General features: G+C 70.5%; 21 protein-coding genes and 2 pseudogenes. 10 read left to right on the top strand and 13 right to left on the bottom strand.

Translation table 11 applies throughout. The annotated features are described in order from the left end of the window. Positions 1 to 103 precede the first annotated feature (103 nt). Positions 104 to 445, bottom strand: a complete 342-nt coding sequence (locus tag CCN33_RS01325; protein ID WP_086690184.1) for a helix-turn-helix transcriptional regulator — start codon at positions 443 to 445, stop codon at positions 104 to 106. Positions 446 to 572: 127 nt separating this feature from the next. Between CCN33_RS01325 and CCN33_RS01330 the strand changes: the two genes are divergently transcribed. Next, on the top strand, positions 573 to 1,097 hold the full coding sequence (locus CCN33_RS01330; RefSeq protein ID WP_086690186.1) for an STAS domain-containing protein: 525 nt from the start codon (positions 573 to 575) through the stop codon (positions 1,095 to 1,097). A gap of 108 nt (positions 1,098 to 1,205) precedes the next feature. Here CCN33_RS01330 and CCN33_RS01335 read toward each other — a convergent pair whose 3' ends face one another. From CCN33_RS01335 to CCN33_RS01355, 5 genes are all read right to left on the bottom strand, one after another. Further along, positions 1,206 to 2,327, bottom strand: coding sequence for a PP2C family protein-serine/threonine phosphatase (locus tag CCN33_RS01335; RefSeq protein WP_086690188.1), 1,122 nt, complete (start codon positions 2,325 to 2,327; stop codon positions 1,206 to 1,208). A 235-nt stretch (positions 2,328 to 2,562) separates the two neighbouring features. Then, positions 2,563 to 3,732 carry a phospholipase D-like domain-containing protein gene (locus CCN33_RS01340; protein WP_086690190.1) on the bottom strand — a complete coding sequence of 390 codons (1,170 nt, stop codon included), beginning with the start codon at positions 3,730 to 3,732 and terminating at the stop codon, positions 2,563 to 2,565. Positions 3,733 to 3,972: 240 nt separating this feature from the next. Beyond that, positions 3,973 to 5,724, bottom strand: a complete 1,752-nt coding sequence (locus CCN33_RS01345) for a phosphatidylglycerol lysyltransferase domain-containing protein (protein WP_086690192.1) — start codon at positions 5,722 to 5,724, stop codon at positions 3,973 to 3,975. 299 nt (positions 5,725 to 6,023) lie between these two features. After that, the gene (locus tag CCN33_RS01350; RefSeq protein ID WP_086690195.1) at positions 6,024 to 7,241 is read right to left on the bottom strand and encodes a cation:proton antiporter domain-containing protein; all 1,218 of its coding nucleotides are present in this window, start codon (positions 7,239 to 7,241) and stop codon (positions 6,024 to 6,026) included. 104 nt (positions 7,242 to 7,345) lie between these two features. Then, entirely contained in the window at positions 7,346 to 7,969 is a 624-nt protein-coding gene (locus tag CCN33_RS01355) for a TetR/AcrR family transcriptional regulator (protein ID WP_086690197.1), read from the bottom strand. Between the two features lie 123 nt (positions 7,970 to 8,092). On the opposite strand from CCN33_RS01355, the gene CCN33_RS01360 reads away from it, so the two are divergent. Beyond that, on the top strand, positions 8,093 to 8,539 hold the full coding sequence (locus CCN33_RS01360; RefSeq protein ID WP_086690199.1) for an ATP-binding protein: 447 nt from the start codon (positions 8,093 to 8,095) through the stop codon (positions 8,537 to 8,539). Here the strand turns inward: CCN33_RS01360 and CCN33_RS33690 are convergent. The 3 genes and pseudogenes from CCN33_RS33690 to CCN33_RS01370 all read right to left on the bottom strand — a co-directional run. Further along, positions 8,526 to 8,738 (bottom strand): annotated as a pseudogene (locus CCN33_RS33690) (hypothetical protein); the annotation flags it as partial. The gene CCN33_RS01360 and the pseudogene CCN33_RS33690 overlap by 14 nt on opposite strands. Before the next feature lie 7 nt (positions 8,739 to 8,745). Next, positions 8,746 to 9,041 (bottom strand): annotated as a pseudogene (locus CCN33_RS32630) (ATP-binding cassette domain-containing protein); the annotation flags it as partial. 260 nt (positions 9,042 to 9,301) lie between these two features. Further along, the gene (locus tag CCN33_RS01370; RefSeq protein ID WP_086690201.1) at positions 9,302 to 9,997 is read right to left on the bottom strand and encodes a DUF4190 domain-containing protein; all 696 of its coding nucleotides are present in this window, start codon (positions 9,995 to 9,997) and stop codon (positions 9,302 to 9,304) included. Positions 9,998 to 11,049: 1,052 nt separating this feature from the next. Here CCN33_RS01370 and CCN33_RS01375 point away from each other — a divergent pair. The 7 genes from CCN33_RS01375 (at position 11,050) to CCN33_RS01400 (ending at position 17,099) form a co-directional block, all read left to right on the top strand. Next, positions 11,050 to 12,165, top strand: coding sequence for a PP2C family protein-serine/threonine phosphatase (locus CCN33_RS01375; RefSeq protein ID WP_086690203.1), 1,116 nt, complete (start codon positions 11,050 to 11,052; stop codon positions 12,163 to 12,165). 60 nt (positions 12,166 to 12,225) lie between these two features. Continuing rightward, positions 12,226 to 12,543, top strand: a complete 318-nt coding sequence (locus CCN33_RS31780; RefSeq protein WP_167387739.1) for a hypothetical protein — start codon at positions 12,226 to 12,228, stop codon at positions 12,541 to 12,543. 285 nt (positions 12,544 to 12,828) lie between these two features. After that, on the top strand, positions 12,829 to 13,821 hold the full coding sequence (dhaK, locus tag CCN33_RS01380; RefSeq protein ID WP_086690205.1) for a dihydroxyacetone kinase subunit DhaK: 993 nt from the start codon (positions 12,829 to 12,831) through the stop codon (positions 13,819 to 13,821). Positions 13,822 to 13,867: 46 nt separating this feature from the next. Next, positions 13,868 to 14,479: a dihydroxyacetone kinase subunit DhaL gene (gene dhaL / locus CCN33_RS01385; protein WP_086690207.1), complete on the top strand. Its 612-nt coding sequence runs from the start codon at positions 13,868 to 13,870 to the stop codon at positions 14,477 to 14,479. Next, positions 14,472 to 14,882, top strand: a complete 411-nt coding sequence (locus CCN33_RS01390) for a PTS-dependent dihydroxyacetone kinase phosphotransferase subunit DhaM (RefSeq protein ID WP_086690209.1) — start codon at positions 14,472 to 14,474, stop codon at positions 14,880 to 14,882. Before dhaL ends, CCN33_RS01390 begins: the two co-directional genes overlap by 8 nt. A gap of 551 nt (positions 14,883 to 15,433) precedes the next feature. Then, a complete protein-coding gene (locus tag CCN33_RS01395; protein WP_086690211.1) occupies positions 15,434 to 16,408 on the top strand; it encodes a fibronectin type III domain-containing protein in 975 nt (324 codons plus the stop codon). A 151-nt stretch (positions 16,409 to 16,559) separates the two neighbouring features. After that, positions 16,560 to 17,099 (top strand): hypothetical protein, encoded by a 540-nt coding sequence (locus CCN33_RS01400; RefSeq protein WP_086690221.1) that lies wholly within the window; start codon positions 16,560 to 16,562, stop codon positions 17,097 to 17,099. A 4-nt stretch (positions 17,100 to 17,103) separates the two neighbouring features. Here the strand turns inward: CCN33_RS01400 and CCN33_RS01405 are convergent, their stop codons facing one another. From CCN33_RS01405 to CCN33_RS01420, 4 genes are all read right to left on the bottom strand, one after another. After that, positions 17,104 to 17,658: a PadR family transcriptional regulator gene (locus tag CCN33_RS01405; RefSeq protein WP_086690213.1), complete on the bottom strand. Its 555-nt coding sequence runs from the start codon at positions 17,656 to 17,658 to the stop codon at positions 17,104 to 17,106. A 22-nt stretch (positions 17,659 to 17,680) separates the two neighbouring features. Continuing rightward, complete coding sequence (locus CCN33_RS33460; protein ID WP_086690215.1) at positions 17,681 to 19,696, bottom strand: FAD-dependent oxidoreductase; 2,016 nt, start codon at positions 19,694 to 19,696, stop codon at positions 17,681 to 17,683. 149 nt (positions 19,697 to 19,845) lie between these two features. Next, positions 19,846 to 20,220 (bottom strand): hypothetical protein, encoded by a 375-nt coding sequence (locus CCN33_RS01415; protein ID WP_086690217.1) that lies wholly within the window; start codon positions 20,218 to 20,220, stop codon positions 19,846 to 19,848. Positions 20,221 to 20,305: 85 nt separating this feature from the next. Next, positions 20,306 to 21,187: a hypothetical protein gene (locus CCN33_RS01420; RefSeq protein ID WP_107483883.1), complete on the bottom strand. Its 882-nt coding sequence runs from the start codon at positions 21,185 to 21,187 to the stop codon at positions 20,306 to 20,308. A gap of 385 nt (positions 21,188 to 21,572) precedes the next feature. On the opposite strand from CCN33_RS01420, the gene CCN33_RS01425 reads away from it, so the two are divergent. Beyond that, positions 21,573 to 23,576 (top strand): SpoIIE family protein phosphatase, encoded by a 2,004-nt coding sequence (locus CCN33_RS01425; protein ID WP_086690225.1) that lies wholly within the window; start codon positions 21,573 to 21,575, stop codon positions 23,574 to 23,576. The last annotated feature ends 108 nt before the right edge of the window (positions 23,577 to 23,684 follow it).

Below are 23,684 nucleotides of genomic sequence, written 5' to 3' on the forward strand. Positions count from 1 at the left end.
CTCCGGGGAGGGCGAACGACTGGACCTGCTCCCTCAGCCACGGCAGAACCTCGTCCACCTCGACCCCAGCGTGATCACGATCTGCGGCGCGCGCCGGCCTGCGTCATACGGGCTCGCTGCGCATCGGTTGCCGATGAGACTGGTCCTGCAGGTTGAGCAGGGAGAGGAGCGAGGCCACCGTCAGGCCCTGACCGGCTTCGGTCGGGTGGCGCAGGACCTTGGCGGGGTCGATCTCGTAGATGTTGCCACGGCCCTGGCGCGTGTGTGAGAGGTAGCCGGCCTGCTCCAGGTCAGCGATGATTTTCTGCACGGCGCGCTCGGTGAGGCGGCAGCGGAGAGCGATGTCGCGAACCCGTGCGCTCTGGTTGTCCGCGATGGCCGCAAGGACGCGAGCGTGGTTCGTCAGGAACGTCCACCCGCTGTGTGACTCAGGTACCCCATCCATGGCCCGATTCTACCGAGCACCTATGCACGGTTCCAAAAACACGTACGCGCTTTCGTGCATCACTTGACGCATGTTGTTTCCATGGGGCAACGTTGGGGCGGTCGCACCGACGCACTTGGAGTAAGCCATGCAACAGCCCTCGGACCAGGTTGGGTCCCCCTTCGCGGCGTACCTTTCCTGCTCCGAGAGAGATGGTGCCGCGAGATCGCTGCCGCCCGGTCAGGCGACTGCGTCGTTCGCGTCGAGCGGCAACCGGAACCGGGTGACCGTGCGAGGTGAACTCGACCTCGTCTCGGGCGACCGGATCCGAGCCCGCCTGGTCGACGCCCTGACCGCCTCGCCCCACCGTCTCGAGCTGGACCTGAGCGGGGTCAGCTTCTGTGACTGCGCCGGCCTCAACGTGCTTCTGGAACTCCGGCACCGGGCCGTGCGTCAGGGCAAGGCCGTGATCATCGAGGCCGTCAGCCCTGCGGTCGACAGGTTGCTCGATCTCACGGGAGCGCAAGCGCTGTTCGCACCCAGGCGGTCCTGGTGCACCGAACCCACGTCGTTCGGCGCCGCCTCCCCGTCCTCACCGAAGCCGGGAGCGTCGCCCGGCGTGAAAATACAGCGCAGCCGGCATGTGTCAGTGCGGGTGAGTGAACCCGCTTGAGCGGAGGCCGGCTCCACGACGGCGGTCGGTAGCCGTCCGGGTGGCAATGCGGGGCGGCGAGCGCGGAGGCGGCGCCGAACCGTTCGCAGGTGCGCCGCCGTGCGGGGATCAGAGGGCCATGCGGCGGATGACGACCGCGGCCGCATCGTCGTCGAGGTGTCCGTGGACGTGGGCCAGCAGGTCGTCGTGGAGGGCACGCAGGAGTTCGTCGGGGTCGTCCTCGGCCCATACGGGCGCCCGTTCGTTGAACGGGTAGAAGAGTCCGCCGCTGTCGCGCGCTTCGATGACGCCGTCCGTATAGAGGAGAAGCCGGTCGCCGACATCGAAGGGGAACGTCTGCACCTCATAGGCAGCCATGCCGAAGGCACCGCCGAGCCCGATCGGCAGATGGCTCGCCTCCGACGCAAGGGGGGTGGCGTGAGAGCCGCGCAGGAGCAGCGGCGGGGGGTGGCCGCAGTTGATGAGGTGGACCACCGGCTCGTCGTCGGGGATGTCCAGCAGGATCGCGGTGGCGAAGTCCTCGTCGGCGTCCTCCTCCGAGGGTGGCCGCCACTGACTGGCGTCCCAGCGGAACGCGGCGTCCAGGTGCACGGCGAGGCGGGGCAGGGTGGCCTGCCGGTGGGCGGCCGCGCGGAAGGCGCCGAGCAACAGGGCGGCGTTGCTGATCGCGGCCAGGCCGCTGCCGCGCACGTCACCGATGAGGAGCCGGGTGCTGCGATGGTCGGTCCGCGCCGCCGCGTACAGATCTCCGCCCAGATCGGCTTCTTCCTCGGCGGGGATGTACAGCCCGGAAATCCGCAGCGGACCGGTGCGGGCAGGCAAGGGCCGCAGCAGCACACTCTGCGCTGCCTCCGCGACGGACCGCACCTGGTGCAGCTGGCGCTCCCTCCGGTCCCGCACCACGCAGATGCCGACACAGACGGCCGAGACCACGACCAGAGCGGTGATCTGAGCCTGGATGTTGCCGGAGGACAAATTCTCTCTCAGCACACCGATCACCACCTGCGCCGCCACGGCGAGCGTCCCCATCAGCGCCGTCACGCGCGCGCCCGCGAACGCCACCGTGATCGCCGGTGCCGCCACCAGCAGAGGCCCGAGGTGAACGTATGGCGGAGCCAGCACGTCCACCACGCAGACCGCGACGATCAACCCCAGGGGGATCACCACCAGCGGGGGCGCGTGACCCGGCCGCCAGGAACTCCGGAACACCCGCCACACTCGCAAAGCCATGCCCCAAGCCTTCCACCCGCGCTCCCCCGCGGGAACGCGCCGCTCCGGAGGCCATCCGCCGCACATGGCGACTGAACGCGCAACCGCGCCCGCCCGGGGCCGGCTCGTACGGTCCCGACCGCGACCATGCCGCGGTTCTCGCTCGTGGGCCGGGGCGGCTCGGTCACTGACCGGCCGAGCGAGGAACTCGGCCGGCCCTGACGAGGGACAGGCGACAGTCCGACGGGTCAGGCGATCAGCAGGTCCCGGCCCGGCTGAACGAACCGAGCGTCTCCAGCGTGGTGTAGTTCGACTGGTACGCGTCGAAGACCGCCGGCGTACCGCTGTACTTCAGCAGCGCCTCGTCATTGGCGTGCAAAGACTGGGTGGTGTAGTTGACACTCCCCGTCCAGACGATCTGCGACGCCGTGCCCAGGTAACCGGCGTCCACCAGAAGGTACTTCGAGTGCAGCATCGCGGCCGGCGGAGCCGTCTTGGCGAACCGGTACACGGCCACACCGCTGTGCGGGCCGCAGGTGCTCAGGGCGTTGAGCGCGTTGTCGTCGGACGTGCCCTGATCGGTGTAGACCACGTGCACGGTGCAACCCGCGTCGTCCAGGCTCTTCAGCTTCTGGGCGACAGCCACGTCCTTGAGGTCGTACATGGCCAGATGCACACTGCCCCCGGTGGAGCAGTCGATGTTGCCCAGAATGCCGAGGACGACATCCTCGGTGGGGTCCTGCTGCGGGAAGAAGTACGCCTTCGCGCTGGTGCCGGTGACGGCGTTGGTACCGGTCGCCGTCGTGTAGTCGACACTCGAGGCCTTCCCCGACATCTGAGCCGCCTTCATCGCCGTGAAACGGTCGACGTAGGCCTGGTAGATGTCCGGCTGGTCGACCACGGTCAGCGCGTTGTTCCAGGCGTTGATGCCACCGTTCACACCCGAGGTCGCGGAGATCATGTTCGCCGACGACTGCACCAGCACGTCGGAGCTGCCCGACGTGCTCGTGAACAGATAGAACTTGTCGTGGTTGATGATGTCGCCGGCCGTGTCGTGCTCTATGCAGCCGCCGTGACACAGCAGAACGTACGAGAGCGCAGCCGGGTCGGACCCCAGAACCGCGGCCAGGTCGGCGGTCGTCTTCTGGACGTTCGACGTCGGCATGTAGTCGTCCGCGACGATCTTGACGTTCACGCCGCGCCGGTAGGCATCGACCAGAGCGTCGTAGTACGCCTGCGAATTGAACGCGTAGATGGCGATCCGGATCGTGGACCCTGCCGGGGCCCCGTTGATCAGACCGATCAAGTAGTTCTCAAGCGCGTACTTGTCCGTCGCGTCGTTGGGGTTGTTGAAGACGGCGTTGTTGGCCAACGGAGTCGTGGCCTGACTCGGCACCCCGAAGGCCACAACCGATACCACTGACATCACGAGAGCGGATATCAGATGAGCGAAACGAAGCCGTAGAAATCTAGGCACAGCACACCTTCATGTGAAGCCCGAAAAGGGCTGCCGGTTCATGCACGGGCAACGCGCGCACCTTGATCACGGCGCCCGCGCGGCCTGAGCATAGGGGTACCGGCACCCGTGTGGCATGGCCCGGTCACCGTCGTGGGCGATGTCCGCGGTTCCCCGGCACCGGAGCGTCCGGTGGTGAGGGGGCCGGCATCAGCGCCGGCGCTCCAACTGCTTGCGGTGCAACCACTTCGGCAGTCCCGGCGCTTCCAGAAAGCCCTCGGCACGGGCGGCGGCCAGCCCGATGCGCACCACGTCGGTGCTCTTCTCGAACAGCATGTAGCGCGGCTCCCAGATGGGCCGGTACTTCGCGTTGGCGCGGTAGAGCGACTCGATCTGCCACCAGCGGGAGAAGAAGGCGAGCAGGGAGCGCCACAGCCGCAGGACCGGGCCCGCGCCGAGCCGGGCGCCGCGCTCGAAGACGGACCGGAACATGGCGAAGTTGAGCGACAGTTGGGTGATCCGGGCCTCGTCCGCGCGCTGGATCAGGTCCAGCACCATGAACTCGATCAGTCCGTTGTCGGCCTCCCGGTCCCGCCGCATCAGGTCCAGCGACAGCCCTTTCCCGCCCCAGGGGACGAAGCTGAGCAGCGCCCGCAACCGGCCGTCGACGTCGGTGCATTCGAGCATCAGGCAGTCGCCGTCGGCGAGATCGCCGAGCCGACCGAGCGCCATGGAGAAGCCCCGCTCGGTGTCGCCGTCGCGCCAGTCGTCGGCCAGCCGCACCAGTTCGGCCATCTCCTCGGCGGGAATCTCGGCGTGGCGCCGTATCCGCACGGTGTAGCCGACCCGGCGGATCCGGTGGTACGCCTGCCGGACGCCGCGCATGGCACGGCCTTCCAGGGTGAAGTCGGCGGTCTCGACGATCGCCTCGTCTCCCAGTTCCAGCGCGTCCAGGCCGTGCCGCGCGTACACGGTGCCGCCCCGCTCGCCGGCCCCCATGACCGCGGGCGTCCAGCCGTGTGCGCGGGCCTCGGTCAGCCAGCGCTCGATCGCGCCCGGCCACGCCTCGGGGTCGCCCAGCGGATCGGCCGAGGCCAGCGACACCCCGCCGACCACCCGATAGGTCACCGCGGCCTTTCCGCTGGGCGAGAAGACCACGCTCTTGTCCCGGCGCAGCGCGAAGTAGCCGAGGGAGTCGGCGTTCCCGTGCCGGGCGAGCAGTTCACGCAGGCGTTCCTCGTCGGCGGCGGTGATCGGGTCCGTGGCGCGCACCGAGCGGAACGCCGCCCACAGCACGGCCACGAACACCGCGGCGCTCGCCAGGTTGATCAGCGCGTCGGCCCAGGCGGGGGTGGAGATGCCGGGAAACTCGTCCTGCGCCGGATCCATGGAGACCGCCCGCAGCAGGCCGTAGCTCCAGCGGTCGGCGAAGGTCGAGGACCGCGCGGGTGCCTCGTCGGCGATCGTGACCAGGAGCGCGGCCAGGACCGAGGTGACCAGGAGGCCACCGGCCGCGGTCAGGGCCGCGCGCCGGGGATTCGACCGGTCGCCCTTGGCGTAGAACTCGCGGCGCCCGGCCAGCAGGGCACCCGAGAACAACGCGGTCAGCCCCAGCGAGATCCAGTTCTGCGGGTGGTCCCGGAATTCCGGGGCGAGCGCCAGTGCCGCCACGAAGACGGCCGCGAGGAGCCCCGACAGCGCGAGGTTCAGAATCCAGGCCGCCCGCTTGCGCCGGCGCAGGGTCACCGCCAGGAAGATCGCGAAGGCCCCGGAGGCGTAGCCGGGCGTGATCAGGTACGGCGTGAAGAGGTCTGCCGTGTCGTGCCGCCGGATGTCGTCCCCGAAGGACACCCACACCGCTCCGAGCACGTCGACCGCGGCGACCACCCGCAGGTACCACAGCCCGAACACGGCAGCTCGACGCCCCCACCTGCCGTGGAGCCGGTTCTGGTCCGAACGCAAGCGATGCCTCCCAGTCCTTGACGACGGCGGTTGATCCGCATCCAAAGTAGAATACGATTCGACATCGCCTTCTCTTCGCCGCGTCTGCCAGGCGGATTGGGACACGCATCACGCCGAGCCCACCACCCGGGGATCGGCGGACCGGCACGCGCGCCCTCGCCGCCGCCACGGCGGCATGCGCTCCGCTCCTGCCCCTGCTCATCACCTTCGCGCCCGGCATCGACGCGCTCGGCTGACGTGTCACCGGGAGTGCGCCGGAGCCGACGGCCGCTGGTACCGCCGCTTCCGGGCTGCCTGGCCTATGGATGCTCCGTCTCGACCGCCGCCACGGACTGAGGACGGCGCTCGAACCAGCGGGCGACCGGCTCGACCGTGATGCCGTGCAGGAAGATGCTCATCAATACGGTCACGCCCATCACCTTGATCACGAACGCGGCGTCGGAACTGGGCAACTGGGTGTACGCGAGCACCGCGAAGACGATCGAGGTGACGCCCCGGGAGCCGAGCCAGCCGATGGCCCAGCGCTCGGGCCAGGTGAAGGGGGTGCCCTTGAGCGACGCCACCACGGGCACCATCCGGGCGACGGTGAGGGCGACAAGGGCGTAGCCGATGGTCGCGAGGTCGATGCCGTTCTCGAACACCTCGGCGATGAGCTTGCCGAAGGTGAACCACACGGCGAGGGACATCAAGTAGGTGGCGTCGTGCACCAGGTCGAGGTGGTGCTTGCCGAGGGTGTGCGCGGTGCGCGCGTACCACAGACCGGTGACGAACGCCGCGACGAAACCGTTGCCGCCGATGAGCACGGAGGCCGCGTAGGCGACGAAAGGGAGGGCCAGGCCGGCCAGGCGCAGATCGGCCGCTTTTGCCCAGCCCGCCGAGAAGGCCCGGCGTACCAGCCAGATGGCGGGGAGAGCCACGACCGTACCCGCGATCACCGCGTAGCCGGCGCCCTTGAAGGCATCCAGAACCAGGTCAGCGAAGGAATGGCCTTGTGCGGTGACGAGGTTGGCCACGCAGAAGACGAACAGCGGCGAGATCAGGCCGTCGTTGAATCCACCCTCGATGTTGAGGGCGGCCCGTACCCGCAGCGGCACCCGCTCGTCCCGCAGGAACATCATGATCGGCGCGAGGTCCATGGGCATGACCACCAGGGCGGCCACGGCCAGCAGCCACCAGTCGGTACCGGGGAACAGCAGGGCGCCGGCCAGGGTGGCAAGTGCGAGAGAGACGGGAAGCGCCAGGGTCAGCAGCCGGACTTCGCCGACTGAGCCCTCCAGCCGCTCGTAGTCCCGCGCCTCGGTGGCGTCGGTGAACAGCATGACCGCCAGCACGAGTTCGACACCCCGCTGGAAGGTGTGCGTCTCCATGTCGAGCGTGAGGACCGGACGGTCGCCACCGGTCAGCAGAATGCCTGCCACCGCGAACGCGATGGGCGCTGTCACGCTCCACCGGGCCAGCCGGTCCGAGACCGTGGCCCACAGGAACAGCAGGGACAGCAGGACGAGGAGTGCGATCACAGGATCCCACCAAGTCGGTCGGTTGACTGAAGCGACGCGGCAGCCTCCACCCAAGGGGGCCGATGTGGCACATCGCCGTGGATCCGTGCGGGTGACCCGTCCGGTCAGCCCGCGACGACGTCGGCGTCGCGGCGCACCCCGGAGAGTCCGACGAGCATCTCCGTGACGGCTTCGAGATCCTGCCGCGAGCGGGCCGGATGCGGGTCACACACGTACTGCATGATCAGCCCGTCGAGGTTCGACACGACGAGCCGGGCGAGCTGGGCGAAGGGAACCGCGCAGGTCTCCCCTGCCCTCTGGGCGGCCTGCTGGCACCAGTCGGCGACGGCGGCGGTGTACCGCTCGTACTGCCAGCGGGCGAGGCTCTCCAGGCCGGCGGTGCGCAGGGCGTGGGTGGTCAGCTCGTACTGCATGACCTGCAGCTCGGTGTGGCCTTCGACAAGCCGGACCCAGAACTCCTCGACACCGCGCCGGATGGCGTGCTCCAGGCCGCCGTCGAGATCGGCGGCGGCCCGGAACACCTCTGCGGTCTCCTCGATCACGTCCTCGATCACGGCGCGCAGAAGCAGTTCCTTGGAGGGGAAGACGTACTGCATCGTCCCCAGAGGGACACCCGCCTCGTTCGCGACCGCCCGCAGCGAGGTCCGGCCCACTCCGTCCCGGGCCAGCACGGTGCGGGCCGCGGCCACGAGCTGCCGATGGCGGACCGACGCTTCGACGTAAGGCATGGTCCTCCTTTCTCAGTCGTCTGACCGAAATCATTCCATCGGTCTTTACGACAGGCAACCGTACCCGTACATTGGAGGGAAGTCAGTCACTCGACCGACTTTCCTCGACACTCCTCGAGCATCATGATCCCCTCCTCTCTCACGGTTCACCCGGCGCCGGTCCCGCAGAGCGGCGAAGAAGACGAGCAGATCCTTCCGCTGCCCGGCTGCCCGCGCCTGCTGGCCGGAATACGCCGCCACGCGCGCGTCACCCTGGCCGACTGGGCCCTCCCCCAGGAGGTCGCGGACGACACCCTGCTGGTGGTCTCCGAACTGATCAGCAACGCAGTCCTGCACGCACTCCCGCCGGCTTTTCTGAGACTCGTCCGGCGTCGTACCGAGACCGGCGGCACCCTAGGCATCGAGGTGACCGACGGCGGACCCATTGCGCGCCAACCCACCGACCACTCGACTGCGCCCGACGAGCACGGCCGGGGGCTGACGATCGTGCGGGCCCTGTCGACCGGCCACGGCACCCGCGGTGGCCCGGACGGCAGCGCCACCTGGTGGGCGGAGCTCAGCACCCCGTGACGGCGCGGTGGACGGCAGGTCCGACCAGGATCTGGTTCTTCGTGTTCCGGTGCGCCGGCGCCTCGTGACTCGCGACGAGCCCGGTGCCCGGGTGCACGGCGCCGGTCCCGAGCGCCAGGGCGATGTCCTCGGTGGCGTCGAGGTCGTTGACGCGGCCGAGCCAGACCGGGCGGGCGCCTGCGGCGCGAGCTGCGGCGGAGGACCGGGCGCAGGAAGCGGATGACGGGGTGGCCGGGGTCGTGGGTCACCTCGGCGCGGACGCCGTAGACCTGCTCGATGAGGGCGGGGCTGAGAACCTCGGCCGGGGTCCCCTGCGTTACCGCGCGGCCGTCGCGCAGGACGAGGAGTCGGTCGCAGTACATCGCGGCGAGGTTGAGATCGTGCAGAGCGATCACCGTGGTGACCGGCAGGCCGGCGATCAGCTCCAGGAGGTGAGCTGATCCTGGATGTCGAGATGGTCGGTGGGTTCGTCGAGGAGAAGTTCGCGGGGCTGCTGGTTCAGCTCTGCCTGATCTGTTTCTGTCTGCGTGTCTATCCCCCCCTGCCACGCAAGCGGCTCGAATCCGTCATTGAGACTCGCTCCGCTCCCGGCGCGCGGCCCGGCCGACGGCCGGGCCTGCGCTCATGTCTCCGCCCCGCTTCAGTCCGGCCGGCGCCCGTGCGCGCTGCGACTCCATGGTCTGCGTGATGCGGCGAGCCCCGCCGCTGCGGCGTGCGCGGCGAGGCCTGCGGATGGTGGTCGGCGTCGTGTGACGTCAGCGATCAGAAGTCGGTTCGGGACGCTTTGATGGTCTTGCACTCGACCTTCTTGGCGTCCTTGATCTCGTCCGCGTTCACCAGCGCACCAGCGTTCTTGTCAGTGAACTTCTGGCCCGGAGCGAGGTTCTCGGCGGTTGACATGAAGTCGTTGACCTTCTTGCCGTCGGCCAGGACCTCGCCCTCGACGAAGTACGAGTATCGGCGGTCGCCGTGGTTGGCGTAGTCGACGTGGATGGCCATCTCCTTGATGCCGAGGTCGCCGGTGACCACGTCGCACTTGGTGACCTTGAAGTCCTTCATGACCTCGGACTCCTTGGCGCCGCCGGTCTTGGACTTGCCGTCGCCGACGGCGGTGGAGTCGTACGACTTGTCCAGCTCCTTACTGGCCTTGTCGACGGCGGAGAAGAACAGGGCGTTCATGGCGAAGAACATGATGATCGCTACGGCCGACGCGACGAGGCCGGTGATGCCGGCGCCCTTGCCCTTGCGGACCTTGCCCGCCTTGGAGAGGCCGATGGCGCCGAAGACGATGCCAAGGATCGCGAGGGGCCAGACGACGACGTTGAGGACAGGGATGAAGCTGACTACGACGGCGATGATGCCGAGGACGAGTGCGGTGGTGGCCAGGCCGTTGCTGCCGGGCTGCTGGGGCTCGCCGTAGCCGGGCTGCTGGGGCTGGGGCGGGTACTGCTCGCTCATGGTGCTCCTCACGGGTTTCTGCTGTGTTTGCGCGTGGGTGACCGGTGAAGGACCTGTGTGGTTGCCTCGCAGGTACCTAAAGTGACTAGTTCGTGATTAAACTTTCCTAATAGGCAAAAAACTTGGTGTGCAGGGCGCGGCTGTGGTGTTCTGACAGGTCGTCGGCAATGCGGCGGGGTCGGGCGGGGCCCTCCCTCGGCGTCCGACCGCGATGCGTCGCCCGGCCCCACCGTCATCACACGGTCGGGACAGTCCTGGCCGCCTTCGGCACCGCCCTGCCGGAGTCCGTCGTCACCCTGGTCGCGGTGACCACCGGCGGCACCGATCGGGCCACCACCGCAGGACGGAAAGACCGCAGCGGGTCGCCGCCACTCACCGCGCGGCGCCGCGCGGTTGCTCGACAGATCCAGGGCGCCAAGGGGCCGGCGGTGTCCGTACGGAAGGCGCTCAGCACCTGGTCGGCGAGTGCGAGGCGCCCAGGGCCTGAGCCGCGGACGCGAGCATGGCCGCCGTGCCCGCCGCTGGAGCAATGTCGAGCTCGAGGAGTTCGGCCGCCGTCAGGTTCATTCGAGGCGATGACTCCCGTGCGGTACACGCAGCAGCCCGGCGTGTTCTCCCGGCGCCGCGACGACCTCGACGAGGTTCTGGTCCACCTCGGCCTGGCGAGGCGGTCGTCGACGTCACGTCCGTCCTGTGTGTCACAGCGCTCGCCGCGCTTGCCCGTCCCCTCCCGGGTGTCCTGGTCGCGGCGGCCGCCGGGACGCTGGGCGTGCCCGGCCGTCTGGGCTGCCTGGTCCAGCGCTCGCACCACCGTCTCGGACTACTTGGTGGTGATGCGCGCGTGGTGGGGCAGCGGCGGTCGTCCCGTGGCGGGCCGCTTGGGCCATGTGCCATCGCACGTTGATCATTGTCATCGAAGCCTGACGGTCATCGGAAGCATGCCATCCGAGTTTGAGTGGTCGGAGTTCCTTGCCGTGCAGACTCGGCGGCAGGCGACCGCACTGCCCCTCTCCGCCGGTGCGAGCCGAGCAGGGGCGGTGTACATAGGAGTCATGGCGCAGCGGACTGAAGGGCTTCGCCGGCCGGAGCGTGCGAGCCGGGCGCTGGTCGCCATTCCGGTCGCGTGGATCGTCGCGGTGTCCGTGATCGACGTTCTCGCGCCGCCCAACATCCATCTGGGGCCGCTGCTCGTCGCAGCCCCGGCGATCACCGCGTCGTTCGGCGGTCCCTGGACGGTGGGACTGGTGGCGGCACTGGCGGTGATCGCGCAGACGGTCATCGGGCTGCTGCGCGATTCCGATACGTTGCTCTCGTCCAACCACCAGGTACAGATCATGGCCCTGATCCTGGTGGGAATCTGCCTCGTCCTCTTCTGCGTGGTGCGGGAACGCCGGGCGAAAGAGCTGGAACAGGTGCGGTACGTGTCCGAGACCGCCCAGCGAGTGGTCCTGCCTTCGCTGCCCCGGCGGCTCGGACCGCTGCGGGCCGCCTCCCTCTATCTCGCCGCGGAGGCCGAGGCCCGGATCGGCGGGGATCTGTTCGCGGCGGTCCGTACTACCTCCGGTACGCGGCTGATGGTCGGCGACGTGCGAGGGAAGGGGCTGACCGCGGTCAATGACGCAGCCCTGCTGCTCGGAGCGTTCCGTGGTGCGGCCCACCGCCAGGCCAGCCTGGGAGAACTCGTGGCCTATCTCGACCGGAGCGTCTGCTGGGACCTGATGGAGCCGGGCGAGACGAGCCGCTACGGAGAAACCTTCATCACCGCCACCATCCTGGACATCCCCGACCATGGCGGCCGGGTCCAGATGATCTCCTGCGGACACCCGCCGCCGATCGTCTCGCGTGACGGTCGGCCGATGACCATGGACGCCAGCCGTCCCGCACCCCCCTTGGGCCTCGGCGAACTGTCGCGTCCGCGCTACGGCGTCGACAGCTTCCCGTTCGAGCCGGGAGACCTTCTGCTGCTGTACACGGACGGCGTGACCGAGGCCCGCGACTCCACCGGTACCTTCTACCCACTCGCCGAGCGCATCACAGGCTGGAGCCAGGACGACCCCGACGCCTTCCTCGGCCGCCTCCGCCGCGACCTGCTGCACTACGTCGGTGGACACCTGAACGACGACGCCGCCATGATCGCCATACAACGTCCCGCCACGTCCCGGGCCTGATCACCCGGCCCCTCCAGCCAGGCCGGGATCGGTAAGGACTACCAGCTCCCCTAGGACACGGTGATCCCCATCAGCGAAGCCGAACTCCGCGATCTGCCTCTGCTCACTGCCAAAGCCATCGAGATCGTCGCCTGCGGATCGCGATGGGCCGTATCCGTGTTCTCCCGGCGTTTCATGGCACAGCGAGCCATGCCGGGTTTCTTCATCAAAGCGCCCGTCTGCCTGCGTCTCACCGTCAAAATCACCCCAATGGATGATCCGGACTTTCGTTGGGCGCGCGGCGATTCTGCTGCATCGCCGCACTCACTGCGCGACCCGCACCCATCAGGGCCCCTACGGGTCGAGCGGGCAGCAGACACCCCGCAATGCTGGAGCTGACCACGCCCAGCGCGCGACGGAGGCGCGCGGAGCGCGTACAAGCACCTGTCGCACTCCACGTGACCTTCGCAGCCGCAAGGTCGATACTTCCGACAGTAGTACTTCAGTCTCGACGTCCCCGATCACCCATCGACACCTGACACTCCGCCACGAAAGCCGGCATCAGACCGCCTGAGCCCGCCTCCGGCAGCCAGGGACCGCCAAGATCAAAAGCCACCCAAACCATCCTGACCAGCGCGAACACCGCTCAAAGGCCCGTCTGCTAGCTCTCACCAGGAGACACCGATGAAGATGCTGATCAACGTCCCCGAGACCGTGGTGGCCGATGCGCTGCGGGGGATGGCGGCCGCGTATCCGGATCTGAACGTGGATGTGGAGAACCGGGTGATCGTCCGGCGGGACGCGCCGGTGGCCGGGCAGGTGGGGCTGGTGTCGGGGGGCGGATCGGGGCATGAGCCGCTGCACGGCGGGTTCGTCGGGCCCGGGATGCTGGCGGCGGCCTGTCCGGGCGAGGTGTTCACCTCACCGGTGCCGGACCAGATGGCGCGGGCCGCGGCGGCCGTCGACAGCGGGGCCGGGGTGCTGTTCGTCGTGAAGAACTACACCGGCGACGTGCTCAACTTCGACATGGCCGCCGAGCTGGCCGAGGACGAGGGCATCCAGGTGGGCAGGGTCCTGGTCAACGACGACGTCGCGGTCACCGACAGCCTCTACACCGCCGGCCGGCGCGGCACCGGGGCGACCCTGTTCGTGGAGAAGATCGCGGGTGCGGCGGCGGCCGAGGGGCAGCCGTTGGAGCGGGTGGAGGCCATCGGCCGCCAGGTCAACGACAGCTCGCGCAGCTTCGGGGTGGCCCTGAGCGCCGTCACCACCCCGGCCAAGGGCTCCCCCACCTTCGATCTGCCGCCCGGCGAGCTGGAGTTGGGCATCGGCATCCACGGTGAGCCGGGCCGCGAGCGACGCCCGATGATGACCTCCGGCGAGATCGCCGACTTCACGGTGAACGCCATCCTGGACGACATGACCCCGCGCGGCCCGGTGCTGGTCCTGGTCAACGGCATGGGCGCCACCCCACTGCTGGAACTGTTCGGCTTCAACGCCGAGGTGCAGCGGGTGCTCGCGGAGCGGGGCGTGGCCGTCGCCCGCACGCTCGTCGGCAACTACGTCACCTCCCTCGACATGGCGGGCGCCTCCGTCACCCTGTGCCAGGTCGACGAGGAGCTCCTGCGGCTGTGGGACGCGCCGGTCCGGACCCCGGCACTGCGCTGGGGGATGTGATACGGCGGAGTCAGTGGTCAACATCCCTACCAGCCAAGGAGATCCAGTGCTCGACGCCGACTTCTTCCGCCGTTGGATAACGGCGACCGCCGCGTCCGTCGACCGGGAGGCGCAGCGGCTCACCGCGCTCGACTCGGCCATCGGCGACGCGGACCACGGCAGCAATCTCCAGCGCGGTTTCGCGGCCGTGCTGGCCACCCTGGAGAAGGAGGCGCCGGACACGCCGGGTGCCGTGCTCTCGCTCGCCGGGCGCCAGCTCATCTCCACGGTCGGCGGCGCCTCCGGCCCGCTGTACGGCACGCTGCTGCGCCGGGCCGGGAAGGTGCTCGGGGACGCGCCCGAGGTCAGTGAGGCGCAGCTGGCGGAGGCGCTGCGGGCCGGAGTGGACGGGGTGAAGGCGCTCGGCGGGGCGGCGCCGGGCGACAAGACGATGCTGGACGCGCTGATCCCGGCCGTGGACGCGCTCGGCGAGGGGTTCGACACGGCGCGCCGCGCCGCCGAGTCCGGTGCGGTGGAGACGACCCCGATGCAGGCGCGTAAGGGCCGGGCGAGCTATCTCGGGGAGCGCAGCATCGGCCACCAGGACCCCGGCGCCACCTCGTCCGCTCTGCTGATCGCCGCGCTCGTGACCGCGGCGGAAGGAGGCTCTGATGAGTGACGAGCGGCATGTCGGGATCGTGCTGGTGTCGCACAGCGCCGAGGTCGCCGAGTCGGTGGCCGGGCTGGCGAAGTCCCTGGCGGGCGGTGCCACGGCGGTACCGGTCGCCGCGGCGGGCGGCACCGAGGGCGGCGGCTTCGGCACCAGCGCGGAGCTGATATCCGCGGCGGCCGCCGCCGTGGACCAGGGTGCTGGCGTCGCGGTTCTCACCGACCTGGGCAGCGCGGTGCTCACGGTGAAGGCGCTGCTCGCGGAGGGCGACGAACTCCCGGCGGACACCCGCCTGGTGGACGCCCCGTTCGTGGAGGGCGCGGTGGCCGCCGTGGTGACGGCCGCGACGGGTGCCGACCTGGACGCGGTGGTGGCCGCCGCGAGCGAGGCGTACGCCTACCGCAAGGTGTGAGCGCCGGGCCGGTCCCCGCCACCGGGGGCCGGCCCGCATGCCGTCAGCCCGTGCGCGCCCGGCCAACTCGGTGCGTCGTGCCGGCTCCCGTGGGGCACGGCAGCGGCGGGCGGCGACGTCGGGGCGAGCAGGGCGGCACCGGCCGGGACCGGCACCAACGACGGAACACGTACGCGGGGGAACCTCTCGCAGGGGGACATTCCGGTCACCCACCGCCCAGGCGGGTGGCGAGAGACCCGTTAGGCCGGCTTCGTGCGGCCGGACAGGGCACGTTCTGCGGCCGGACGGAGCAGTTCACGGGAGTCCGGGGGGCGGATCGGCGACGTCCGGCCCCCCGGCCGCCCGCGTCGGCGCGGTTTCGGCGACGACAGCGTGTCCGCGCCACGGGCATGAACTCGTCTCCGCAAAGGGGAAGTTCACGCCTCAGGGAAGCCACAGCATACGTAACGCCCGGCCACCGTCACCACCGCGGCCCCCTTGCCGGGACGGCCCCGTAAGCGCCATATTGGTCCGGACCTTTGCCGTGATGCGGGCCTCCGGGAGGCAGCGCCGTGCGACGAGTTCCCCTCCGCCCCGGCCGCTGGGCGCCGCTCTGCGCGGCTCTCCTGCTGGCCGCAGCCTGCGGTACGGCCGACGGCGAGTCCGGCGAGGGCCCGGTTCCCGGCGCCCCGACCGGCGTCACCGCAGACGCGGGGAGTGCCACCAGCGTCCATGTGATGTGGAACGCGGCCGGCTCCGACGTCCATGCCTACGAGGTCTATCGCGGCCCCACAAAAGTCGGCGAAGTCCCGGCCGCGCAGCACATGGTGGATGTCACCAGGCTCAAGCCGTCCACCCTGTACGTCTTCACCGTGCGGGCCCGGAGCGCGGACGGCCGCCTCGGACCACCCAGCCGCGAGGTACGGGCCCGGACGCCTGCCTATGTGGCCGAGGACCATATGGCGCCGAGCCGCCCCGGGCGGCTCACCGGCAAGGTGGTGGACGGGCGGGCGGTCCAGTTGTCCTGGGCGGCCGCACGCGACGAGCGGGGGGTGCGGTCGTACGCGATCCAGCAGGCCGGGGTGAAGATCCACGCCGTGGGCGGGGCCCAGACCGCGACCGTGGTCACCGGGCTGCGCCCCGGAACCCGCTACGTGTTCACCGTCCGGGCCCAGGACGCGGCGGGCAACCTCTCCCCCGCGAGCACCCCGGTCCGGCTCACCACACCGGGCACCGACGACCGCCGGGGCACCTCCCCGACCGGGTTCGATGTGGTGTCGCGCCACACAGCCGGGTCGTACTACCTGGATCTCGCCTGGGACCCGCCGACGGTGGACGGGGTGATCACCGAGTACCAGATCCGGCTGGACGGGGACACGGACAGCTCGCTGGTGTGGGGCGGCACCCCGCCGTCCGGCCGGGCGCACCACAGCCTCTACGCGGGGCGGCAGGCCGGTCGGGTGCACCGGGTGCGGCTGCGGGCCCGGCTGCCGGACGGCACCTGGGGCGGCTTCTCCGTGGAACGGACCGTCACCACGGGCCGCTGACCGCCCGGACGGCGGAGCGCGTCACCTGGGCGGACGCCCAGCGCATGCGGAGCCCCGCCCGGGCGCGTTGGCTGCTTCTGGGGTGGCACGGATGTTCCCGACCCCGGCGGCGCACGGGACGTACCGCCGCCGTGCCGCCGGAGGCGAACCCATGCCCTGCATACGACTTCTCCCCCGTTCCGCCGCTCCCCTGGCCGCCGTCGCGCTGCCGATGGCGCTCGCCGGACCGGCCGCCGCGGCGGCCGGAATCTCCGTCAGCACGTCGGGCACCAATGTGTCGGTGGTGACCAGCGCCTGCGCCCTGAACAACGGCAGCTGGGGCACGGCCTCGCTGCTGGGCGCCCAGCAGACGAGCTTCGCCCAGGGACGGCAGGTGGCGCTGTCGGGGACGACGACCAGTCAGTCGGCCGCCTGGTCGGCGGTGGCACCGGGGACCTACACGGTCACGGTGCAGTGCTCCAACGGCGTCTCGGCGGGCAGCCAGGTGGTCAGCGTGTCGGCGTCCACCACACCGGCGCCGACCCGCGCGGCCACGTCCGCACCCTCGCGGGGTGTGGCCGGTGGCCTCGGCGGAGCCACCCGTGACCACGGCACGCTCACCCTCGGGGTGGGCTCGGCGCTGGTGGGGTCGGCGGTCATCGCGGGTGCCTGGTTCCTGCGCCGCCGCCCCCAGGCGTACCGGCGTCACTGAGGGATCAGCTCTCCGGACCGTCCGGCTCGAAGTCCGGGATGTTCTTCAGCGCCTCGGCCAGCCACTGGGCCCAGAAGGTCTCCAGGTCGATCCCGGCCCGCAGGACCAGATGGCGGAGCCGGTCCTGCGGGGTGTCCCGGCCGGGCGGGAAGTCGCGCTTCTCGATCTCCTGATAGACGGCCAGCTGACCTTCGTGCAGCTCCAGATGGCGCCGCATGTCGGCCGCCAGGCCCGTCGTGCCGACCACGGCCGCGGCCCGCATGCGGAGCAGCATCGCGTCCCGCAGCGGCTTGGGGTCCTGGGGCGCGGCGGTCCAGCGGGCCAGCTCCTCACGGCCCGCGGGCAGCACCTCGTAACTCTTCTTCTGCCCACGGGCCGGCTGCGCGGACGGCAGCGCGCGGATGAACCCCTCGGCCTCCAGCTTCCCCAGCTCGCGGTAGATCTGCTGGTGGGTCGACGGCCAGAAGTAGGCGATCGACTTGTCGAACCGCCGGGTCAGTTCCAGACCCGAGGACGGCTTCTCCAGCAGGGCGGTGAGGATGGCGTGCGGGAGTGACATGGGCTCATCCTAGGGACACCCCCTACAGCGCCGCCGCCAGCTCGGTGCCCTGCTTGATGGCCCGCTTGGCGTCGAGTTCGGCCGCCACGTCGGCGCCGCCGATCAGATGGGCGCTGACCCCGGCCGCGATCAGCTCCTCGTAGAGGTCGCGGCGCGGCTCCTGGCCGGTGCACACGACGACGGTGTCGACCTCCAGGACGTGGCTCTCCTCGCCGACCGTGATGTGCAGTCCGGCGTCGTCGATCCGGTCGTAGCGGACGCCGGGGACCATGGTGACGCCCCGGTGCTTCAGCTCGGTGCGGTGGATCCAGCCGGTGGTCTTGCCGAGTCCGGCGCCGACCTTGGTGGCCTTGCGCTGGAGCAGGTGGACGGTGCGCGGGGACGCGGGGCGGCTGGGCGCGGCGAGGCCGCCGGGGGCCGCGTAGTCCATGTCGACGCCCCAGGTGCGGAAGTACGTCTCGGGGTCCTCGTGCGCCTTGTCGCCGGCGTCGGTGAGGAACTCGGCCACGTCGAAGCCGATGCCGCCCGCGCCGAGCACGGCGACCCGGTCGCCGACGGGGGCGCCGTCGCGCAGCACGTCGAGGTAGCCGACGACGCGTGGGTGGTCGATGCCCGGGATGTCGGGTGTGCGCGGGGTGACACCGGTGGCGACCACGACCTCGTCGTACGCGTCGAGATCGCCGGGGGTGATCCAGCTGCCGAGGCGCACGTCGACGCCGTGGGTGTCGAGCTGGTGGCGGAAGTAACGGAGGGTTTCGTCGAACTCCTGCTTGCCGGGGACCTTGCGGGCCACGTTGAGCTGGCCGCCGATCTCGCTCGCGGCGTCGAACAGGGTGACCTGGTGGCCGCGTTCGGCGGCGGAGACCGCGCACGCGAGACCCGCCGGTCCGGCGCCGACGACGGCGACGCGCTTGCGCAGCCGGGTCGGGGTGAGCACCAGCTCGGTCTCGTGACAGGCGCGGGGGTTGACCAGGCACGAGGTGATCTTGCCGCCGAAGGTGTGGTCCAGGCACGCCTGGTTGCAGCCGATGCAGGTGTTGATGGCCTCGGGCCGGCCCTCGGCGGCCTTGGCCACGAAGTCCGGGTCGGCGAGCATCGGGCGGGCCACCGACACCATGTCGGCGCGGCCGTCCGCGAGCAACTCCTCGGCGAGTTCCGGGGTGTTGATGCGGTTGGTGGTGACCAGCGGTACGGACACCTCACCCATGAGCTTCTTGGTGACCCAGGTGTAGGCGCCGCGCGGCACGGAGGTGGCGATGGTGGGGATACGGGCCTCGTGCCAGCCGATGCCGGTGTTGATGATGGTGGCGCCGGCCGCCTCGACGGCCTTGGCGAGGGTGACGACCTCGGGCAGGGAGGAGCCGCCGGGGACCAGGTCCAGCATCGACAGGCGGTAGATGATGATGAAGTCCTCACCGACGGCCTCGCGGACCCGGCGCACGATCTCGACCGGGAAGCGCATCCGGTTCTCGTACGAGCCGCCCCAGCGGTCGGTGCGGTGGTTGGTGCCCGCGGCGATGAACTCGTTGATGAGATAGCCCTCGGAGCCCATGATCTCGACGCCGTCGTACCCGGCCCGCCGGGCCAGGCGGGCGGTCCGGGCGTAGTCCTCGATGGTCCGCTCGATGTCGGCGTCGGTCAGCTCACGGGGGACGTGGGGGCTGATCGGGGCCTGGAGCGGACTCGGGGCGACCAGGTCCGCGTGGTAGGCGTAGCGGCCGAAGTGCAGGATCTGGAGGGCGATGCGGCCGCCCTCCCGGTGGACGGCGTCGGTGACGACGCGGTGTTCCTCCGCCTCGGCGTCGGTGGTGAGCTTGGCGCCGCCCGCCCAGGGGCGCCCCTCCTCGTTGGGGGCTATGCCGCCGGTGACGATGAGGCCCACTCCGCCGCGTGCGCGGGCCGCGTAGAAGGCCGCCATCCGCTCGAAGCCGTGCTCGGCCTCCTCCAGGCCCACGTGCATGGAGCCCATGAGGACGCGGTTGGGCAGGGTGGTGAATCCCAGGTCGAGCGGGGACAACAGGTGCGGGTAACGGCTCATCGGGCCCTCCGTGGGGATGCGGTCGCCTCTTGTTGTAGAGCAACCGCTCACCTTTTTGCAACTAGTTGCATAAGGGTGGGACGGAGGGCACACGGCAGAGTGCCCCGGCCGACGGGGGTCGGCCGGGGCACCTCGCACGAGGGGGTCGGTCAGCGGCTGCCCAGCAGCAGGTGGAGTTCCCGCTCCTGGTCGCCGGAGGCCGCGGCGGTCTCCTCGACCGTGAACATCTCGCCCAGCGCCTCCCGGAACCGGTTCACCGCCCAGTACCCGCCCTGCACATCCGCCTGGACGGACGAGCTGAGCTTGGCCGGCGGGCAGTTCCCGGTATGGGAGTCCGCGATGTCGTACGTGCCGAGCCACACCGTCGGGCGTGCCTCGTCCTGTGCCTGCGGGGTCTCGCCCGCGTCACGGTCCGACGCGAAGCAGGCGCTCAGCACATCGAAGACCACGCGCGCGTCGTCCGGCGAACACCCGCTGATCTCCACCGAGACGGTTTCCGGGTGCGATGCCTCCGTGTTCGTCATGTCCGCTCCTTTCCTGGGCCGTGCGCACGGCTCGGGTACCCCGGCCGGCGCAGGTCATCCCCCGGAAAGGAACGGTCACGCTAGATCAGCTCCGGGTGAACTTGTACGTCTTGCTGTCCGTGATCACGCAGAACCCCGGCGAGACGACGATCACGCGCAGGATGCCGCTGCGCCGGTCGTAGTCGATGCCCTCGGCCTCGAAGCTGCCCGAGCAGGAGCTGCGCAGCGGCAGCTGGCGCAGGGCGGTGACATGGCCGGACACGCTGGAGGTGCCGTTGGGAGCCGCCGAGAGGTCGATCTGGAGGAGCGGCTTGGTCATGCCGAACAACGTGCCCTCCGGGTCGTCGGAGGAGCAGAGCAGCGTCGTGGGCCCGGAGAAGTCGCAGCCCTGCACGTCGCGCACCGGGTGGTCCAGGGTGACCTCGGAGGCCAGCTTCAGGTCGGCCGAGGGCGAGGTGGCGGGGTTGATGCCGGGGGTGGGGAAGACAAGCAGGCGGTTCATGGTGCCCCACTCGCCGGAGAGCATCCACTGCCCGTCGGGCGAGATGGCGGACCAGGAGTTGTTCATGGCCTCGCCGGGGGCGAGCGTGTGCACGTACTCCGACCAGGCACCGCCGGGCGCCTGCACCCGGTACATCTTGGAGTTGCCCGAGTCCCGCTGGTAGGGCTCGATGTAGTAGCCGTCGTACGAGGCGTCGGGGTCACCGACATGGTTCCAGCCCCGGCTGGACACGCCCACCGGGATGGTGCCGATGCCGGTGTAGCGGTTGGGGCTGTTCGCCGGGACCTCCACGGAGGTCAGGCCCTGGCTCTCGGTCAGCGGGTCGGCGCGGTCGGAACCGGTCTCGGTCCAGCTGTCCGCCGCCGAGGCGGGGGCTGCGGCGCCCAGGCAGACGGCGGCGGCGGTGGCCAGGGTGACCAGTCCGGCGGATAAGGCGTGGCGGCGCTTTCGGGCAGGCGCGGGCATGGGCCGACTCCTCGGTGAGGGGGGTGGGGACACTCGGTCGGCGGACAGTCTGGCCCGGCCCTGTAGGCATGTACAGACCAAGAAGGGAAGATGACGGTGAACTCTGCCGCATCAGCGGGTGCCGCCGGCCCCACCCGCCACGGGGCCGGAGGGGCACGGGAGTACGCGCGAGGCGGAAGTGAGGGATGGTGGATGCGGACGTATGCGGGCCCACAGCCCTCGGCACGCCGGGTGTGAGCGCGGTACAACAAGGGGAGTCGGCACGGGGGACGGCGTGCCATGCGGACGGGCGAAGGCGGTGCGTGGCGTGAGTGCAGCCGAGACTCAGGCGGCCGGTAACGGCGAGCCCGAGCGCGGCCCGGTGCGGCCCGGCGGGCTGCTCGACATGCTGAACGTGGCCTCCGTGGTGCTGGACGGCAGGGGTCGCATCGTGCTGTGGAGCCCGCAGGCCGAGGAGTTGTTCGGCTACACCGCCGACGAGGCGCTCGGCCGGTACGCGGCCCGGCTGATGGTGCACGAACGGCACATCGGGCTGGTCAGTGAGCTGTTCGAGGACGTGATGCGCACCGGGCAGAGCTGGGCGGGCGGCTTCCCCGTCCGCCGCAAGGACGGCACCACCCGGCTGGTCGAGTTCCGCAACATGCGTCTGCTGGACGACCGCGGCGACGTGTACGCGCTGGGCCTGGCCGCCGACCAGTCGACGCTACGGCGCCTGGAGCACGACGTGGCGCTGTCCGAACGGATGGTGCACCAGTCCCCCCTCGGGCTGGCCGTCCTGGACACCGGGCTGCGGTTCGTCTCGGTGAACCCCGCCCTGGAGCGGCTCAGCGGGGTCCCGGCCGAGGCGCACGAGGGCCGCATGCTGCGCGAGGTGCTCCCGCTGCTGGACCCCGACGTGGTGGAGGAGGCGCTGCGGGACGTGCTGACGAGCGGGGACCCGGTGATCGACCGGACCGTGGTGGGCCGTACCCCGGCCGACCTGGACGCCGAGCACACGTGGTCCCTGTCCCTATACCGCCTGGACGACTCGCTCGGCAATGTGCTGGGAATCGCGCTGTCCCTGACCGACATCACCGAGCAGCACCGGGCGGCGGTGGAGGCGGAGAACGCGCGGCGCCGGCTCGCCCTGATCGCGGACGCCTCCGCCCGGATCGGTACGACGCTGGAGCTGGAGCGCACCGCCTGCGAGCTGGCCGAGGTCGCCGTGCCGGCGCTGGCCGACGTGGCCGCCGTCGACCTGCTGGACGCGGTGGTGGAGGGCAGAGGCACCACCCTCGGGCCGGCCGAAGCCGCCGTGATCCGCGCGCTCGCGGTCCGCCCGGACGACAGCGGCGACGCCACCCGAGCGGCCGACCGGCCCGGCGGCATCGCCTTGTACGGCCCCGACCGGCTGGTCACCGAGTGCGTACGCACCGGTGAGGCGGTGCTCGTGCCACGGGTGAAGGACGAGGACCTGCCGCGCATCGCCCGCTCCCCCGAGGCCGCCGTCATGCTGAGCCGGGCGGGGCTGCACTCGTACCTGGCGGTGCCGCTGATCGCGCGCGGCGAGATCCTGGGCGCGCTGGACCTGAAGCGGACCCGCAACCCTGAGCCCTTCGACGAGGACGACGTGCTGCTGGCGCGGGAGCTGGCGGCGCGGGCGGCCGTGCAGATCGACAACGCCCGCTGGTACCAGAACGCCCGCAGCACCGCGCTGACCCTCCAGCGCAGCCTGCTGCCGAGCCATCCGCCGGTGACGGCGGGCCTCGAGGTGGCGTCCCACTACCAGCCGGCGGGGTCCACCAGCGAGGTCGGCGGTGACTGGTTCGACGTCATACCGCTGGACGGCGACAAGACGGCGCTGGTGGTCGGCGACGTGATGGGCAGCGGCATCAGCGCCGCCGCCACCATGGGCCTGCTGCGCACCGCCACCACCACGCTCGCGTCCCTGGACCTCGATCCGTCACTGCTGCTGGAGCAGCTGGACAAGGCCACCGCGGCGACCGAGCACTCCATCGCCACCTGTGTGTACGCCGTACACGACCCCCGGCAGCACCGGTGTCTGATCGCCAATGCCGGGCATCTGCCGCCGGTGCGGATACGGCCGGGCCGCGCGCCGGAGCTGCTGGACCTGCCCACAGGGGTGCCGCTGGGAGTGGGCGGTGTGGAGTTCGCCACCGTGACCGTCGACTTCGAGCCGGGCGACGAGCTGGTGCTGTACACCGACGGTCTGGTGGAGACCCGCAGTCACTCGCTGGACGAGCGTCTGGAACGTCTGCTGGAGCTGCTGGAGGGTGCCCCGGAGCGCCCGCTGGAAGAGGTCTGCCAGGAGCTCCTGGAGACGCTGTACGAGCCCGACAACCACGACGACGTGGCCGTGCTCATCGCGCGGGCCCGCGACTTCTCGTAGTCCTCCGGGCGCACCTCACCGTATGCCGATCACTACATGTGCGTCCCACTCATGTGAGACCGCCACATGTGCGGTCAGACCAGCCTGTCTGCAGGCCGCCATGGCGGC

Origin of the sequence: Streptomyces recifensis (assembly GCF_002154615.1) — a bacterium.
In the GTDB taxonomy this organism is placed as follows: Bacteria; Actinomycetota; Actinomycetes; order Streptomycetales; family Streptomycetaceae; genus Streptomyces; species Streptomyces griseoluteus.